Here is a 16,025-nt window from a genome sequence, read left to right as displayed (position 1 = left end):
ACCGCTTCATGCGCCTTCAGTATACGGGGCCAAAGCCCCTAATCTCGTCCCACGGGATCAATTTCGATCTCAATAAAGAAGACAAATTCGTCTATCTCAGCATCGTCGCCGAGCTCATACGCGCCCTTGACCACGAATACGAAGAAGACAAGCGCTACGTCTACATGACCTCGGGGCGCCCTTTGGATAACGATCTGATCCTCTCCATCATACAGGCCAAAAACCCTTTGCTCGAAGAAGAGGTACTCCGGCGCCGGCAGATCGTCAACGACGAAATCGACGAAGAGCTCGAGCGGGCCCGTTCAAACAAGCTGTTGTGCGAGGAAGAACGCGACGTGCTGCTCAAAAACATCGAGATGCTCCGAAGCTACCGCATCTCGCGATCGCTCAACAAAACGGTCTACTACAGCGGCATCACGTCGATCGCACAGATTGTCAAAAACGGCCACATCGACCATATCTCTTCGCCGATGTACCCCAAGTTCATGCACGTTTTTCATTCATTACAGGGGGTGCTCGGCAAGCTTCACCCCCCTATCGACAGTTCCATCGATATTTTCCAGGAAGACGGCCACCTGCAGATCCGCCTCAATATCCTCTTCAGGAAATGACGCGGGCGATCGTCTGCGCGAAACGGACGTTTTCGGACGCACTGACTTTCAGCTCGAGCATCTCTTTTTCACACAACATGACGATAGTGGAACCCATCTGGAAACATCCGAAATCCTCCCCTTTTTTCAGGTAAAGGTTCTCATACCCGTAGCGGCTCGGCTCTAAGACGGTATTGGTCTGGATACGCGGTTCAAACGACACTTCCATCTTGCCGACGTTGAGTGCCCCGACAAGAATCAGGAAAAACCGTTTCCCCGCCGAACTCAGACATTCCAGCACGACCCGTTCGTTTTCGACGAAGAGATCGACCTGTTTTTTGAGCGAAGGGATGTTCACGGGATAGAGTTTCCCGGGGATATGGACGGCACTGAGCACCTGCATGTCCAGAGGGGCGTGATAACGGTGATAATCGCGTGGAGAGAGGTAAAAATTGACAAATAACCCATCATGCACCGCTTCTTTCGCTTCGTCGGAAATAAAGCCGCCCAGTACGTCGTCGACCGAATAGCTCATCCCCTTGATCTGAAGCGCGAGGTCGTTGTGAATCGTCCCGCATTCGGTAATCAGCGAGTCACACGGGCTGATCATATCCCCCGGATCGGCCGAAAAAGGACGCATCCGCTTGAACCGGCGGGTAAAAAGGGCGTTGAGCGTCGGATAGCTTTGCGGAGCGTCGAATTCACTCATGTCCAGCCCCATCATACGGACATAGGCGGTATTGATGATTTTCTGGACTTTGGATGAGTGTTCTTTGGACGCAAGCTTTCCAAAAGCCTGCGACAATGCCGATGTGTAGTGTCGTTTCACGTTTACTCCTGCTCTTCGTCGGTTTGTATGGGGCGCTTGGCGATCTCTTCGATCAGCACCGTGGCGTAGCACCCTTTTGGAAGGGTGAAATGCAACTCGTACCACGCTTCTTGTTCTTTGTATTCCCCCTCGACCTCTTCGGGAAAAATCCATCCGTAGCGCCGGGCACCGTCGATGCCGCTTTCGATCCGGTCGTACTCTTTTTCGATTGCGCCCGCATGTCCCTCGGCACGGGTAGCCCGTTTGCCGCTTAAAAGCCCGCTCACCGAAATATCCCGTGCATTGAACCGTTCGGGTTCACCCTCTTCGACGTAGTGAAATATCCGTCCGTAAGGATAGTGCATCATTACGTCGCCGTGAATCAGCTTAAAAGGGTGTTTCTGGGATTTCATCGCCGCACATTCCTCTTTGGGAAGCGAGAGAATGGCCGGGAGTTCGTCGATCCCGAAGCCCTCAACGAGCTTGGAGATTTCGATCCGTCGGCTCAACCAGCCGTTGAAGAGATAGCTTTGGTAGGCGTTGACGTAAAACTGGGCGAGTTTTTTGTTCCGCTCCCGCAGGCTCCCTTCCAGGATCGCTTTCCCCTTTTTGTAATTCTCGCCGTCCAGACCGAAACGCTGGAATCCGAAATAATTCGGCATTCCGTATTGTTTGATCGCTTTGAGCGCTTCGGTAATTTTGGCCGCGGCGACGGGAGTCACTTTTTTGAGCCGGATGAAAAAACGGTTCCCCTTGAGATGGCCGACGCGGATTTTGTTGTTATGATAGGTTTTGGAGAGGATTTTGATCCCTTCGTGTTCGAAATTCTCCAGCATCGGTTCGTATTTTCGGGGGAGGGAAATGTACTGTTTGGTCTGCGCGTTTTTGTCCTTTAGCCCGGCATAGCCGATGTCACGCCCCTTGATTCCCAGGCGGTTGCTGAAAACATCCACCATCTGCCAGGTCGAGAGGTTTTTTTTGCGGACGTGAAGGACGAGGTGTTCCCCTTCCCCGCTAAACGGGTAGAGGGGAATCTCGTCGACGACGAAATCGCGCGGCGACTGGCGGAAATGAAATTCGATCACGCTGTGAGGGAGATAATACTGACGTTCCATGAAACTCCTAAAAATGGTGCGCTTTGCAGCGGTTGACGAATGCGCCCCTCTTTGCGCGCCCGATGATCGTCATCGGGGTGCGGGTCCTGGCCGCTATGCGGCGGATTGTTTTAGCTTCGCGGGGTGAAAAGGCGACGAGCATTTCGTACTCTTCGCCGCTGCATCCGACCCGTTTGGCAATTTTTCGCGCAAATGCGATCCCTTTCGCGTTGGCCTCGGACAGTTTCCCCAGATCGCTGAAAAGGCCGTCGGAAATATCCATCCCGCACCGCAGATACCGGCTTGCCCTGCGGACGAATTCCGATCGCAGCTTCGGCGCGACGAAACGCGACGAACGATGCACCTTTCCCCCCGCCATCAGGTAACGCAGCTGTTTCGCCGAATCCCCAAGCCGTCCGGTGTAAGCGATCAGGTCCCCCGTTTTGAGCCCCGTCCGCACCAGGGGTTTGCCCGCGGTTTCGGAGACGATCGTGACGGACAGATCGAGTTTGACGTTGCCGATCGTATCTCCGCCGACGATTTCGATCCCGTACGCACGGGCCGCATCCCGCAGCCCCGCGGAAAGTTCATCCATCGCGTGCAGGCTCATCGACTTTGGCATCGCGACCCCCAGCAGCGCGTAGCGGGGAACGGCATTCATCGCTATTGCATCCGAAATGTTCACGACCATCGCTTTGTAGCCGATCTGGTAGGGAGTGAGCCAGCGGCGGCGGAAATGGACGTTTTCAAAAAAAAGGTCTTTGCTGAAAACCTGCTTCCCGATGAGCGCACCGTCGTCACCGATGGGGCTTCGGGAGGAGCGAAACGTATCGATAAAATAGTATTCCGCGTTCACCGCTCGTCGCCGCCTTTGTCACACTGTTACGTTTTTATGGAAGCGATTATAGTCGAAAAGAGTTTACGGAACCGTTAAGCGGCAAAAGCGTCACGGATTATGTTAGAATAACCCTTAAGTTTTTGTTCTAATTATTTCTTATTATTATAAAACAAAAAGGAACCGATTATGTTGATCTCGATACGTAAGGTTTTTTCCGGTCTTCAGAACGCGCTGCTGGCGCTCGGGATCGGGGTAAGCATCCTCGCCGTACAGCTCTTTCACATTTCCCAGTACGGCGGACGCCTCGACGCACTCCGGAATCAGCATCTCCTGATCGAAAAAGTGCTCACCACGGAGCTGCACGATCCCAGCATGGCGGCGATCCTTTTGAATACCGCCGTCGCCGAACTCGCACTTTCAGTCAAACTTTCAGGTGAAGCCACCCTGCTCGATTCTTTGTTCGCTTCACCCGAAGAGCACGACGCGATCCTCCGTTCGCTCGAAGCCTCGTCAAAACGGTTCCAGGAGAGCGTCCTGACATGGTCGAACGCCAAAGAAAGCCTCCGCGAAACGCACCGTGCCGCTCTTATGGAAGTCCGCAGCGCCTATCTTGCCGATATCGATCGGATGCTCGACTACCAGATCGGGGTGACCCACAAAGCGATCGCCGCGGCCAACGTCAGCGCCGCGCTTGTCGTACTGCTCGGGCTGGCGGCATTTTTGGTCTATCGTAAACGGCTCAATCTTGTCTACGACGATATCCACCACGCATGCGCGGTCGACGTCGACGGAAGCCGCCACGAACCCAAAACGCATGAACTCGATTTTATCGTCAAACAGCTCGCGCGCCGTAACGTTCAGCAACCCTCGGCGGCACCGGCCCCCTGCCTGACCCATCCCAGCAGCGGCCTTCACAACGACCGCGGCCTTTTCAACGCTTTTAATGCCAAGCGGGCGGGGAAAGCGGGGAATTCGATTTTCCTCAGTGTTTTCGAAATCGACCAGTACCCCGTCCTGGTCTCCGAATATACGAAAGAGGACCTCAAATCGATTTACCGCAAACTCGGTGAAATGGTTTCGCTTTACGAACAGCCCCTCGACGTCGTCGCCCATACCGATGATGACCGCCTCGTGTTCGTCATGTCCCGTTCAACCAAAAAAGCGGCTCTGGACGAATGCGAACATATCGTCAAGGCGGTGCAGGAATCGAGTTTTCTCACCTCCAAAGGGGCGATCCGGATTACGGTCAGTGCCGGTTTTATGCTCAAAACGCCGATCAAACCCCTCGACGAGTCGATCAACGATGCCATAAAATTAATCGCGAAAGCCAAAGAAAACGGCGGAAATCGCGTCGCCCAACTGCGCGAATCTTCCGGCTCGTTTTAAAAAAATGTAACCTTTTCACTCATACACACTCCTATTATTCTTCATTATGTTACTTAAATAAACATTTTTTGCCTCTTTCCGCCTCCGGAGGGCTTCGCCCCCCTTTTTAATCTTGCCCAAGGAGCGGCGCGCTATAATCTCCACAGATTTTATGAACGAAGGAAGGCGTATGAGTATTCCCATTTATACTTATGATGCGGTAGTCGTCGGAGCCGGTCTGGCCGGATGTGCCGCGGCACGCGAGTTGCAAAAGAACGGCAAAAAAGTGGCCGTCATTACCAAACTCCATCCTCTGCGGAGCCACTCCGGCGCCGCTCAGGGGGGGATCAATGCAGCATTCAGCGACCAGGACAGCGTCGAACTCCACGAGTTTGACACGGTCAAAGGTTCCGACTACCTCGCCGACCAGGACGTCGTCCAGTTTATGTGTGAAAAAGCCCCCGAAACGATCCGCTGGGCGGAGCGTATGGGTGCGGCGTTCAGTCGTAACGAAGACGGTACCATCGCGCAGCGCCCTTTCGGCGGACAATCGTCGCCGCGTGCCTGTTTTGCCAAAGACCGTACCGGCCTTACCCTGCTTCAGACCATTTACGAACAGGCATACCGCGAGGGGGTCGAATTCTGGGACGAGTGGTACGTTGCCGATCTCCTTTACCGCGACGGTAAAGCGTACGGTGTCGCCGCCTACAATATCCGAAACTCCGAAAAAGCCATTTTTAACGCCAAAGCGGTTATGTTCGCAACCGGCGGATATGCCCGCGCATTCAAAATCAACTCGAACGCCCACGCCAATACCGGCGACGGCCTCTCGCTCGTCGCACGCCACGGCCTTCCCCTCGAAGACATGGAGTTCGTCCAATTCCATCCATCGGGGCTTTCGGGCAACGGCGTCCTTATCTCCGAAGCGGCCCGCGGCGAGGGAGGAAAACTTCTCAACTCGCTGGGTGAGCGTTTCATGGAGAAATATGCCCCCAACGCAATGGAACTCGCTTCGCGCGACGTCGTCGCGCGCGCCATCATCCAGGAGATTCGTGAAGGACGCGGTGTGGGACCGCGCAAAGACGCCGTTTACATCGACCTCACCCATCTGGGAAAAGAAAAAATCATGGAGCGCCTCCCAGAACTGCGGGATCTGGCGATCACTTTCCTCGGCCTTGACATGATTAAAGAGCCGATCCTGATTTCAGCCACCGCCCACTATTCGATGGGAGGTATCCCCGTCGATAAAGACGGACACGTCCGCAAAAACAACACCGAATTCGTCGAAGGGTTCTATGCGGCGGGCGAGTGCTCGTGCTCAAGCGTCCACGGTGCGAACCGCCTGGGTGCCAACTCGGTTCTCGAAGCGCTTCTCTTCGGACGTTTCGTCGGCAAAACGATGGTAGAGGAAGTCGATTCGATCAAACTTCTTCCCGCGACCGAAGCCGATGCGCAGCGTATGGTCGGCGAAATCGAATGGGCCCTCACCAACAACGGTCAGGAATCGGTAGCGGCGCTGCGCGAAGAACTGCAGCAATCGATGACTGACAACGCGGGCGTTTTCCGTACCGCACAAACGCTCAGCCGCCAGGTCGAGATCCTCAAAGATCTCCGCAAACGTTATCAAAACATCCGCATCGCGGACAAATCGAAAATCTTCAATACCGACTTGCAAGAAGCGATCGAACTGGGCCACATGCTCGATTACTCGCTGTTCATCGTCGAAAGCGCCCTGGCCCGCCAAGAGAGCCGCGGTGCCCATTACCGTGAGGATTTCCCTGCCCGCGACGACGAAAAATTCCTGAAACACACCATGGCGTGCATGGATGCGGAAGGCAATATCACCCTTGATTATATGGATGTCACTCTCGGCCGCCATGAAGTCAAAGCACGATCGTACTAAGGAGAGCGACATTATGGATACACTTAAAACGCAACAGGTGACGTTCAAGGTTTTCCGTTTCAACGAGGAGACCGATTACCTCCCCTATTACAACACCTACACCCTCGACGTTACCCACGAAGAGGTCGTGCTCGACATCCTCAACCGTATCAAATGGGAACACGACGGTTCCCTCTCGTACCGCCGAAGCTGCCGCCACGGTATCTGCGGCGTCTGTGCGATCAAAGTCAGCGGCAAAGCGGTCCTGGCCTGTAAAACCCGTCTGTTCGACATGATCGACGTGTTCGGCAACGAACTCGTCATCGAGCCGCTCAGCACGAAGCGGGCGTTCAAAGACCTCGTCGTGGACAAAAAAGACTTCTGGGACAAACACGCCCAGATCAAACCTTACCTCGAAGCACCCATCGATGAGCATCCGGTCACCGAAAACCTCGTCAGTCCCCACGATGCGGAGAAACTTCTCGAAGCCGACTACTGCATCCAGTGCGGCGCGTGCCATTATTCGTGCCCTTCGGTCGAGATTAACGAACTCTACATCGGGCCTGCGGCGTTTGCCGCAGCGTATCGTTTCGCGGCGGACGTCCGCGACGACGCGTCGGTCGAGCGCCTGCACATCGTCAACGAAGAAGCCCAGGGGGTCTGGGACTGTGTGAAATGTATGGAATGCGCCCAGGTGTGCCCCAAAGAGGTCAACCCGATCGAAAAGATTACCAAGTTGCACAACATGGTGTTCGAAGCGAACATCGCGAAAAATAACGTTGCAACCCGTCACGCGGTCGGATTCGCCCACTCGATCGAAAAACACGGTCTGCTGGACGAGGGAGAGCTTGTCCGTTATTCCGAAGGGAACATCGGCGTCCTCAAACATGTTCCGGTAGCGCTTAAAATGTTTGCCAAAGGCAAAATCGTATTGCCCTGGAATATGCCCAAAGCCGATAAACTCGACGAGATCAAAAAACTTGTCAAAAGTTCATCAACAGTAAAGTTTTAGGGAGTACACAATGGAAAAATTAAAATACGCGCTTTTTACCGGCTGTACTGCAAAAGAGAGTACGCCGGAGCAGATGATGTCGACGCTGGCGGTCGCGGAGAAACTGGGGATCGAGCTTGTCGAGCTCACCGAAGCTTCCTGCTGCGGCGCTTCGCACCTCCAGGATTATGACGATTTCCTTTCACTCGTACTCAATGCGCGCAACATCGCCTATGCCGAAAAACACGGTCTGACGATGGTTACCATCTGCAATACGTGCCAGCTCAATACCGCGATGACCAAACACCGTCTCGATCACAATGCAGAACTGAAAGCAAAAGTAAACGCCAAACTCGCCGAAGTGGGACTGGAGTACAAAGGGACTTCGCAAATCACCCATTTTCTGTACGCGATTATCGATGATTTCGGTCTTGACAAAATCAAAGAGATGGTGGTCAAACCGCTCAGCCAATTCAATATCGCGCCATTTTACGGATGTCACAACATCCGCCCTTCCGAGCTTCAGAACGAAACTCATAAAAGCCCGGAGAATCCCTACCGCCCGACATCGCTCGATGATCTGATCATCGCGTGCGGCGGCCTGAACGTCGATTACGAAGAGAAAAACAAATGCTGCGGCTTCCATGCCGAACTGCAGGCTCCGCGTACGGCTGCGGTACTCACCGGCAATGCAGTTGCCGGAGCGATGGATGCGAATGCCGACTGGATGGTAACACCGTGTCCTTTGTGTCATCTCAAACTCGACACCCAGACACACCACGCCTCTGTCGCAATCGGCCGCGACGTCTCCCTTCCGGTTCTTCATATGCAACAGATGGTCGGTCTCGCGCTCGGGTGCACCCCTGCCGAACTGGGTCTGAACCACCACGTTACCAAAGTCGATTTCGTCTAAACCTTCCGGCCGGGATTCTCCGGCCCCCTTACTCCTCCGCCAGCGGAGTGATCGAATACCCCTCTTTTTCCAGTCCCCTCAGCAATCCGTCGTCGCCCAGAAGATGCATCGTTCCGACGAGAATGAACAGGGTTTTCCCCTCTTTGGACCATTCCGTGAGCCTGGGAAGCCATGCACGATTGCGCTTTTCGAGTATCTCGCGGTACATGTTCGGCGATTGGGCTTTCATCGCGTCGACGAGTTCGCCCTCGATCCGTTTCGTTTTTCCTTCGCGCCATTCGCAGACCAGCCACTCCACGCTCTCCGAGAGGCTCCGCATTTCGTGAATCGTCTGAAGAATCAGCTCATCTTCTTCCCCCTCTCCCATCCGAACGATCAGCGCAAGCTGTTCGGCGGGGGTTTCGAGAAAACGGGTCTCTTTGCGTTCGGCCAGCGCACGCCGGGCGTAATAGGCGTCTACACCGCTTTCATCGATCCCTTCTTGTGCCAGCCGTTTTTGGGCCATCATCGTTGCCGCAGCCCAGGGGCGAAGACGCTCGTAGCGGCGGATATCTTCCCCCTGCGATGAGAGGTATTCCTGCATTGCCGCATAGGTCGAAGGCTTAAGGACTCCCGCAAGGTTCTCACGATCCGGCAGCAACATATGGCGCGCCATTTCGGTGGCAAACGGGGCACTGAGGGTTGATTGGAGGTCGGTTTCAAAAACCACCGCATCACTTCGTGCGAAAGCACGGTCGAATTCCGGGGGAAGAGGAAAATCGCCCGAACGGAGAATATGGATGGTCCCTCCGACATAGAGGGTTTGCCCCCCCTTCGTCGCTTTCCATACGCTTGACGCGCCGTAAAGGGAGAGAGAAAAAAGAAAGAGGAAGGAAACGAATGCGATCAGAGCCTTCATCGTTCCGGTCCCCTAGGATTTGGGACGAAACGCTTTGATCACGTCCTCGTTGCACTCCAGGTACGGCCCCTCGATCAGATCGATACAGTACGGAACGGCGGGAAAAACGGCGTCGAGGCATTCACGGATCGATTTGGGCTTTCCGGGAAGGTTGATAATGAGGCTACGTCCCCGTATCCCGGCGGTCTGACGCGAGAGAATCGCCGTCGGCACGTATTTGAGGCTCACCTGACGCATCAGTTCGCCGAATCCCGGCATCATTTTTTCGCAAACGTTCTCCGTCGCTTCGGGGGTGACGTCGCGCCGTGCTGGACCCGTCCCGCCGGTCGTCACGACAAGGCAGCACCCTTGCGTGTCACACAGTTCGATCATCGTCTCCTCGATCGTCTTCTGATCGTCGGGGATGCATCGGTAGACGATCTCGTGGGGGCTTTTGAGATAATCCCTCATCGTTTCCTGGATCGCAACCCCGGAAATATCCTCGTAGATTCCCGCACTCGCACGGTCAGATGCGGTAATCACGCCGATTTTAATCGTATTCATAAACACTCCTGCAAAAAATGGTTGGCTCCCCGGATCGACGTTACCGTCGCATAGGGAAGGAAAAACTCGCGGGCGCCCTCCACGTCGATAATCCGGTCTTCAAGTCCCAGGTAGACCTCGATGCGGGTCCCTTTGGCACGGATCGCCTCCATCAGTTCGGCGTCCCAGACGAAATAGAGCAGCTCTTCGAGCGCTTCGGCGCTGTGTTCTCCCTCCCCGACGCTTTGTACGGGACAGGGTTCGAAACAGCTCGCACGGAATTTTTCCAGATAGCTTTGCGGGTCTTTGAGATACCCCGCCATCTGAAGCCGCTTGAACGACTCTTTGCGGGTCTGGAAAAAAGCAGGGGAAAAGAGCTGGAGGGTATCGATCCGTTCACCCGTTTGGGCGGCGTACCGGGCCGCTTTGATGGCACCGTAACTGAACCCACCGAGGGTATATTCACCACCCCTGTCGTAGGATTCGAAAAAACGACGATCGTCGCAGAGGGAGAATCCGCTAAAGAATCTCATTCATTGCCGCCTTGGCCAGCGCTTTGGAAATCTGTTCGTACTCTTCGAGGATCGATTCGAATTTGGCAACGATTTTTTCGTTACGTTCCAAAAGGGCCGAAATTTCCTGATAGAGCCGCTCCATAAGCTTGGATTCGTCTTCGGCTCCGGGGAGGATTGAGCCGCCCATGCCGTACTCGTAAACCATCGCGTGCACCAGTTCTTCGGCGGCTTTGACGTCGTGCGACGCGTTGCTGGCGTGTTCCCCGAACCGGAGGTTCGAGGCCGCGATCCCCGCCAGGTGGACCCGCACGTGCGCTTCGATTTCGTGTTTGAGGAGCGGTTCGGCGGTCGGAGGGGTAATCGTGTCGTTGCTGAGGCTGATTTTCTCGTACGGCAGATCGAACCACGTTGCGGCGAACACTTTACCCGCCTGGTAACGGGCGTGATAGCGTCGCTGTTCGTCGCTGAGCATCGCCACTTTCTTTTTCCCGAACATCACCTTGTCTTTCACGGCCAGAAAATGTTCCATCCGAACCTGGATCTCTTTTTGGCGCAGACACAACAGTGCCGCTTCGTTCGCCAGCGCCGCCAAAGAGGCGCCGTTGAAGCCGACCGTCATCCGCGCCACTTCGGCTACCGAAAGATCGTGCGGAATGTTGCGAAGGTATTTGCCCAGAATCGCTTCGCGCTCGCCGGCGGTGGGAAGTTCGACGAAAATTCGGCGGTCGAAACGCCCCGCACGGAGCAACGCCGCATCCATGACGTCGATGTTGTTGGTCGCGGCGATGACGACGATGCCGCTGGTATCTTCGAACCCGTCCATTTCCGTCAGGAGCTGGTTCAGCGTCCCTTCGCGTTCGTCGTTACGTTCTCCGCCCCGCTTTTTGCCGACGGCGTCGATTTCGTCGATGAAAATGATCGCGGGGGCATTTTTCTTGGCGGCGCTGAAAAGTTCACTCACCCGCTTGGCTCCCATCCCGACGTAAATCTGGACGAACGACGCCCCGCTTTGGTAGAAAAACGGCACATCCGCCTCGGCGGCAACCGCTTTGGCGATCATCGTTTTTCCGACCCCCGGAGGCCCTACGAGCAAGACGCCGCGCGGCATCCGCGCCCCGAAACTGTAATACCGTTTGGGGTTACGGAGAAAATCGATGATCTCTTCGAGCTCTTCTTTGACGTCGCCGATCCCGCCGATATCGCTGAAACGGACCGTCGATTTGACCGGCTGGATCGTCGCGGGAGCACTTTCGGGCGTTTCGGCCGCAGCGGGGGCGTGCCCCGACGTCTGGACCGCGATCTCGTCTTCTTCGAAACCGAGCCGGTTCTTCCATGCCCAGTATCCGGCTCCCCCGATCAGCGCAAAGAAGAGGAAAAACCATCCCCATCCGCTTCCCCCTTTGGGTTCGATGACCAGATGGGCGGTCAATTCCGCAGGAAGCTGCGACGAGGGGATACGTACCACGCCGTCTTCCTTGGTCGAAAGATAGGTGTATCCCTCGTCAGTATAAGCTTTTTCGATCTGTTCGGTTTCGATCAGGCGGCTTGCTTCGTCCAGCGTGACCGTGTCGGCACCGTCGCGCAGCAGCGCATAGAGCAGCAACAGCAGAATGATTCCCCCCGAAACGAGGAGGATCAGCTGGTTACGGTTAAACGCGGGCCAGGTTATGTTCATCGTGCACCTCGTAATGTTCTAACGTGATCCAGTCGCCGGAGATATCTTCGGCCGATTCGATCAGTGTTTTATTAAAAAACTGGTCATACCCCGTATAAATGCCGTTTTCACCACTCTCGACGAGCACTTCGAGCGGGGCAGAAACCCGTTGGCGAAACGCACGGTTATTTTGGGCGACGAGAGCGTTCAGCTCCGCCATCCTGGCCGCCGCGACGGCTCCGTTGACCTCGGGTTTCATCGCCGCGCTCGGGGTTCCGTCACGTTTGGAATAGGTAAAAGGGTGGACGTGGGTCAGTCCCAAAAGACGAAGATTCTCCATCGCCTCTTCCCAAAGCGCATCGCTCTCTCCCGGATGCCCGACGATGAAATCGGTCCCCAGCGCGAATCCCTTTTCGCGTAGCATCGAGAAGAGTTCGATGTCACTGCGGCTGCGGTTACGGCGGTTCATCAGGCGCAACATCTCGTCGGAAGCGTGCTGAATCGCGATATGGAGATGGCGTTCAAGCCACGGTTCGTCCAGGATCTCGCGAAACGATTCGTTGATCTGGATCGGTTCGAGCGATCCCACGCGGATACGGCGCACTCCCCGGATCAGCGCCATCTTCTTCATCAGTTCGGCGATATTGCGCCCCTCTCCCTGACCGTAGCTGCCGACGTTCGTTCCCGTGAGGATGAATTCCCCGAATCCGTTGGCCGCCAGACGGGAAACCTGTTCGAGAATGCGCGCTTCATCCAGACTCCGCGCGTCTCCGCGCACATAAGGGATGATACAGTAGCTGCAGCGGAAGTTGCACCCTTCCTGGATCTTGATAAAAGCCCGCGATTTCCCGACGAACTCCTCGACGATCGCATCGTCGACGTAGTTCAGATCGCCGATTTCGTAAAAACGGCTCTGCTCGGAGAGGAGTGAATTGATCTTGGTCTTTTCCGACTGTCCGAAGACGCCGTGCACTTTGCCGGCACCGAAAAGGCTTTCCCCTTTCGTATGGGCGCCGCATCCGGTCAGAAAAAGCTTCTTGCCCTGTTTGTCCATCTGGTTGATGTAGCCGCGCACGCTGACGTCGGCCCCGTTGGTGACCGTGCAGGAGTTGACGATGACGATGTCGGCTTCGACTTCATTTTCGGTAATATCGTAATCCCGAAGGGCGCCCATCATCACCTGCGAATCGAAGAGGTTGGTGCGGCACCCGAAGGTTTTGAAAAAGACTTTCGGCTTCACGCCTCGCTCTCCGGCATGGGGGCTTTGGGCGGAATCGGCCCGGTGTAGAACGTCTGGGTCGGATAGGCGATCGTGATGTCGGGCTCGGCATTGAACGCATCGATCACGTCGGCCGTAATCGTCGAGCGCAACGTCAGCGTTGCGTAGGCGTTGGTGAGATACCAGCCGCTGATACGGATCCCGTAAGGGGCGGTCAGGGTAAAAATACGGGGCTCGACGTTGCTATTCTTGAGGCTGTAGCGATCGCGCAGCTTGTTGATCTGTTTGCGGGTGATGTCGGTGTAGCCTTTCGAATACTTGCGGGTGATCTCTTTGACGATGTGAGCCGCTTTTTTATGATTCGAATCGAACGTGATGACGATATCGATCCCGTCCCATACCGTTTTGAGCGACCCGTGCGAATAGTTCGAAATCAGCGTCGTGAAAATGTAGTTGTTCGGGATGAACACGATCCGGCCGGCACGGCGGTTCACCTCTACCGTGGTAAGGGTGACGTCCTCCATGATCGTAATCCGCTGCAGCGATACGTCCAGCACATCCCCGACGTATTCAACCCCGTCTTTGACGACGCGGATCCGGTCGCCGACGTGGATTGCCCCGCCGACCACAATCACCAGCCATCCCAAAAGGCTCATGAACCAGTCACGCATCGCAATCGCAAGACCTGCCGACGCGAATCCCAGAACCGTCGCCAGATAGCCGACGTTGTCGATGTAGCTGAACATCAGGATCAGCACGACCAGGGTGACGTTGATGAACGTGAGAATTTTGTTCGCCATATAGAGGCGTTCGTTGTCGACGATGTAACGCTTGAGGATCCGTTTGACCAGAAACGACACCACAAACAGCACCACGACGATCAAAACGATGTTGAGCAGTTTACTGATCTGTTCTTTGATCTCTTCGTTGATTTTGGCTTCGGTCGATTCGATCCGTTTTTCGTAGACTTCGGCGGTGGAAATGAGCGTTTCAAGGGCAAGTTTGAATTTCTCAACCTGCAGCATCGTCGCTTCGAGTTCCACTTCGTAATCCCCTTTGGGATCAAGCCGCATGAGGTCTTTGTAGAGCCCCACCTGCCGCTCGAGCAGGGAAATCAGTTCCTGAAGTTCCTCTTCGCGCAGCAGATAATCTTTGTACTGGCTGTTGAGGCGTTTGATGTAGGAGAGTCCCGTCACGATCTCGAAAGGGTTGGTGATCGTCGGTTGTTCCCCCGCCTCGTCGGGCTTGAGCAGCGAGACGAACGGGCTGGTCCCCTGCGCTTTGAGAAGTTCGACCTGATCGGTGAGGATTTTCTCTTTGGCCTGCAGCGCCTCGATCTCGAGTTTGCGTTCGACCGTCTGGCGGCGGTTTTGAAGCTCTTCGATCCGCCATTTGATTTGGCGGAGGTTTTTACGCGCTTCCTGATAGGCCATGTAGGAGTTGTAGCTTTTGATCCAGACGCTGCTCGCCTTGGAGAGCTCTTTTTGGATTTTGGCCACTTCGTCGCGGGCCTGCTGTACCTGTACCTCTTTGGAGATCTCCACCGAAGGCGGAGTGTCGTTTTTGTCGGAGGCGGCGAAGGCCGACATGCCGATCATCAGGGCCGCAAAGGCCAGAGGGGCCAAACGTTTCACGATCGGTTCCCCGCAAATTTGGCCAAGGTTTTCTTGACTGTCGGCGCATCGATCGCATCGGTGATTTCAACCCCGCCGATCCCTTTGGGGAGGATGAAAGTGATCGAGCTGTCGGCGCTTTTTTTGTCGAGGAAAAACGCGCCGTAAAACTTTTCGACGTCGGCGATCGGATACGACAGCGGCAGTCCGTAGCGTTCCAGGACCGCTTTGACCCGTTCCGCCTGCGCAGGCTGCATCAGCCCAGTCTCGCACGCCAGATCGTTGGCCATAACCATCCCGATTGCCACCGTCTCGCCGTGCAGATAGGTTTCGTATTTCGTTTCGTTTTCGATGACGTGCCCGAACGTGTGGCCGTAGTTGAGGGCGGCACGCAACCCCTGCTCTTTTTCATCCGCTTCGACGACGCCGGCTTTGGTTTCAACCGCTTTTTGCAGCGCGTGTACCAGGTTATCGCCCTCGCGCAGGTCATTGGTTTCGAGCCATTCGAAAAACGGCGCGTTGAAGGTGACCGCCATTTTGACGATCTCGGCGACGCCCGCCCCAAACTCGCGCGGGGGAAGGGTGGAGAGGAAAGCGGGGTCGATGTAAACCGCCTTGGGCTGATGGAACGCCCCGATCAGATTTTTGCCGAAACGGTTGTTCACCCCCGTTTTTCCGCCGACACTCGCATCAACCTGGCTCAGGAGCGTCGTAGGGACCTGGACGAAATCGATGCCTCGGTTGTAGAGGCTGGCGGCAAACCCGCCCATATCGCCGATGACGCCGCCGCCGAAGGCGACGAGAAGCGACTTGCGGTTGAGACGGTGATCGAACATCCGGTCCAGAATCGATTCGACGGTCTGGAGATTTTTGTAGTGTTCGCCGTCTGGAATCGTGATGACGTAGACTTCTTTGGCTTTGAGACGGGAGAGAAGGCGCTGCAGATGCAGCCCCGCCACTTTGGGGTTGGTGAGAACCGCGACTTTTCCGTCGTACGCGATCTCCGGCAATTCCCCGATATGGATGGGATACGAGTCGTCGACAACGCGTTTAAGGTTGATATTGATCGTCATGCACAGGCCTGTCACAAAAATAGGGGTAAATAACCTCTAGTTTACTCGAA

General features: G+C 55.3%; 15 protein-coding genes. 5 read left to right on the top strand and 10 right to left on the bottom strand.

Annotated elements, in window-relative coordinates:
* Positions 1–8 precede the first annotated feature (8 nt).
* Positions 9–611, top strand: coding sequence for a hypothetical protein (locus AB1763_07635; GenBank protein ID MEW5832690.1), 603 nt, complete (start codon positions 9–11; stop codon positions 609–611).
* Here AB1763_07635 and AB1763_07630 read toward each other — a convergent pair.
* Genes AB1763_07630 through AB1763_07620 form a run of 3 tightly spaced genes read right to left on the bottom strand, consistent with a single transcriptional unit; the run spans position 601 to position 3,348 of the window.
* Positions 601–1,419, bottom strand: a complete 819-nt coding sequence (locus AB1763_07630; GenBank protein ID MEW5832689.1) for a phosphatidylserine decarboxylase — start codon at positions 1,417–1,419, stop codon at positions 601–603. The genes AB1763_07635 and AB1763_07630 overlap by 11 nt on opposite strands.
* A gap of 2 nt (positions 1,420–1,421) precedes the next feature.
* On the bottom strand, positions 1,422–2,513 hold the full coding sequence (gene truD / locus AB1763_07625) for a tRNA pseudouridine(13) synthase TruD (GenBank protein ID MEW5832688.1): 1,092 nt from the start codon (positions 2,511–2,513) through the stop codon (positions 1,422–1,424).
* Between the two features lie 7 nt (positions 2,514–2,520).
* On the bottom strand, positions 2,521–3,348 hold the full coding sequence (locus tag AB1763_07620) for a thiamine-phosphate kinase (GenBank protein ID MEW5832687.1): 828 nt from the start codon (positions 3,346–3,348) through the stop codon (positions 2,521–2,523).
* A 168-nt stretch (positions 3,349–3,516) separates the two neighbouring features.
* On the opposite strand from AB1763_07620, the gene AB1763_07615 reads away from it, so the two are divergent.
* From AB1763_07615 to AB1763_07600, 4 genes are all read left to right on the top strand, one after another.
* On the top strand, positions 3,517–4,716 hold the full coding sequence (locus AB1763_07615; GenBank protein ID MEW5832686.1) for a hypothetical protein: 1,200 nt from the start codon (positions 3,517–3,519) through the stop codon (positions 4,714–4,716).
* 169 nt (positions 4,717–4,885) lie between these two features.
* Entirely contained in the window at positions 4,886–6,598 is a 1,713-nt protein-coding gene (locus tag AB1763_07610) for an FAD-dependent oxidoreductase (GenBank protein ID MEW5832685.1), read from the top strand.
* 13 nt (positions 6,599–6,611) lie between these two features.
* Positions 6,612–7,589: a succinate dehydrogenase/fumarate reductase iron-sulfur subunit gene (locus tag AB1763_07605; protein ID MEW5832684.1), complete on the top strand. Its 978-nt coding sequence runs from the start codon at positions 6,612–6,614 to the stop codon at positions 7,587–7,589.
* 10 nt (positions 7,590–7,599) lie between these two features.
* Positions 7,600–8,481 carry a CoB--CoM heterodisulfide reductase iron-sulfur subunit B family protein gene (locus AB1763_07600; GenBank protein MEW5832683.1) on the top strand — a complete coding sequence of 294 codons (882 nt, stop codon included), beginning with the start codon at positions 7,600–7,602 and terminating at the stop codon, positions 8,479–8,481.
* Positions 8,482–8,509: 28 nt separating this feature from the next.
* Here AB1763_07600 and AB1763_07595 read toward each other — a convergent pair whose 3' ends face one another.
* Genes AB1763_07595 through aroB form a run of 7 tightly spaced genes read right to left on the bottom strand, consistent with a single transcriptional unit; the run spans position 8,510 to position 15,975 of the window.
* Positions 8,510–9,379: a TraB/GumN family protein gene (locus tag AB1763_07595; GenBank protein MEW5832682.1), complete on the bottom strand. Its 870-nt coding sequence runs from the start codon at positions 9,377–9,379 to the stop codon at positions 8,510–8,512.
* 12 nt (positions 9,380–9,391) lie between these two features.
* Positions 9,392–9,922 (bottom strand): molybdopterin adenylyltransferase, encoded by a 531-nt coding sequence (mog, locus tag AB1763_07590; protein ID MEW5832681.1) that lies wholly within the window; start codon positions 9,920–9,922, stop codon positions 9,392–9,394.
* The gene (gene bioV / locus AB1763_07585; GenBank protein ID MEW5832680.1) at positions 9,919–10,434 is read right to left on the bottom strand and encodes a pimelyl-ACP methyl ester esterase BioV; all 516 of its coding nucleotides are present in this window, start codon (positions 10,432–10,434) and stop codon (positions 9,919–9,921) included. The genes mog and bioV overlap by 4 nt, the downstream gene beginning before the upstream one ends.
* The gene (locus tag AB1763_07580) at positions 10,421–12,091 is read right to left on the bottom strand and encodes an AAA family ATPase (protein ID MEW5832679.1); all 1,671 of its coding nucleotides are present in this window, start codon (positions 12,089–12,091) and stop codon (positions 10,421–10,423) included. Before AB1763_07580 ends, bioV begins: the two co-directional genes overlap by 14 nt.
* Positions 12,066–13,310, bottom strand: a complete 1,245-nt coding sequence (gene mtaB / locus AB1763_07575; GenBank protein MEW5832678.1) for a tRNA (N(6)-L-threonylcarbamoyladenosine(37)-C(2))-methylthiotransferase MtaB — start codon at positions 13,308–13,310, stop codon at positions 12,066–12,068. The genes AB1763_07580 and mtaB overlap by 26 nt, the downstream gene beginning before the upstream one ends.
* Positions 13,307–14,923 (bottom strand): mechanosensitive ion channel domain-containing protein, encoded by a 1,617-nt coding sequence (locus AB1763_07570; protein MEW5832677.1) that lies wholly within the window; start codon positions 14,921–14,923, stop codon positions 13,307–13,309. The genes mtaB and AB1763_07570 overlap by 4 nt, the downstream gene beginning before the upstream one ends.
* On the bottom strand, positions 14,920–15,975 hold the full coding sequence (gene aroB / locus AB1763_07565) for a 3-dehydroquinate synthase (protein MEW5832676.1): 1,056 nt from the start codon (positions 15,973–15,975) through the stop codon (positions 14,920–14,922). Before aroB ends, AB1763_07570 begins: the two co-directional genes overlap by 4 nt.
* Between the last annotated feature and the right edge of the window lie 50 nt (positions 15,976–16,025).

This window comes from Campylobacterota bacterium (genome assembly GCA_040752835.1).
Classification (GTDB): domain Bacteria; phylum Campylobacterota; class Campylobacteria; order Campylobacterales; family Sulfurimonadaceae; genus Sulfuricurvum.
Note: the sequence above shows the minus strand (reverse complement) of the source record. Positions and strands in the feature narration are given on the sequence as shown.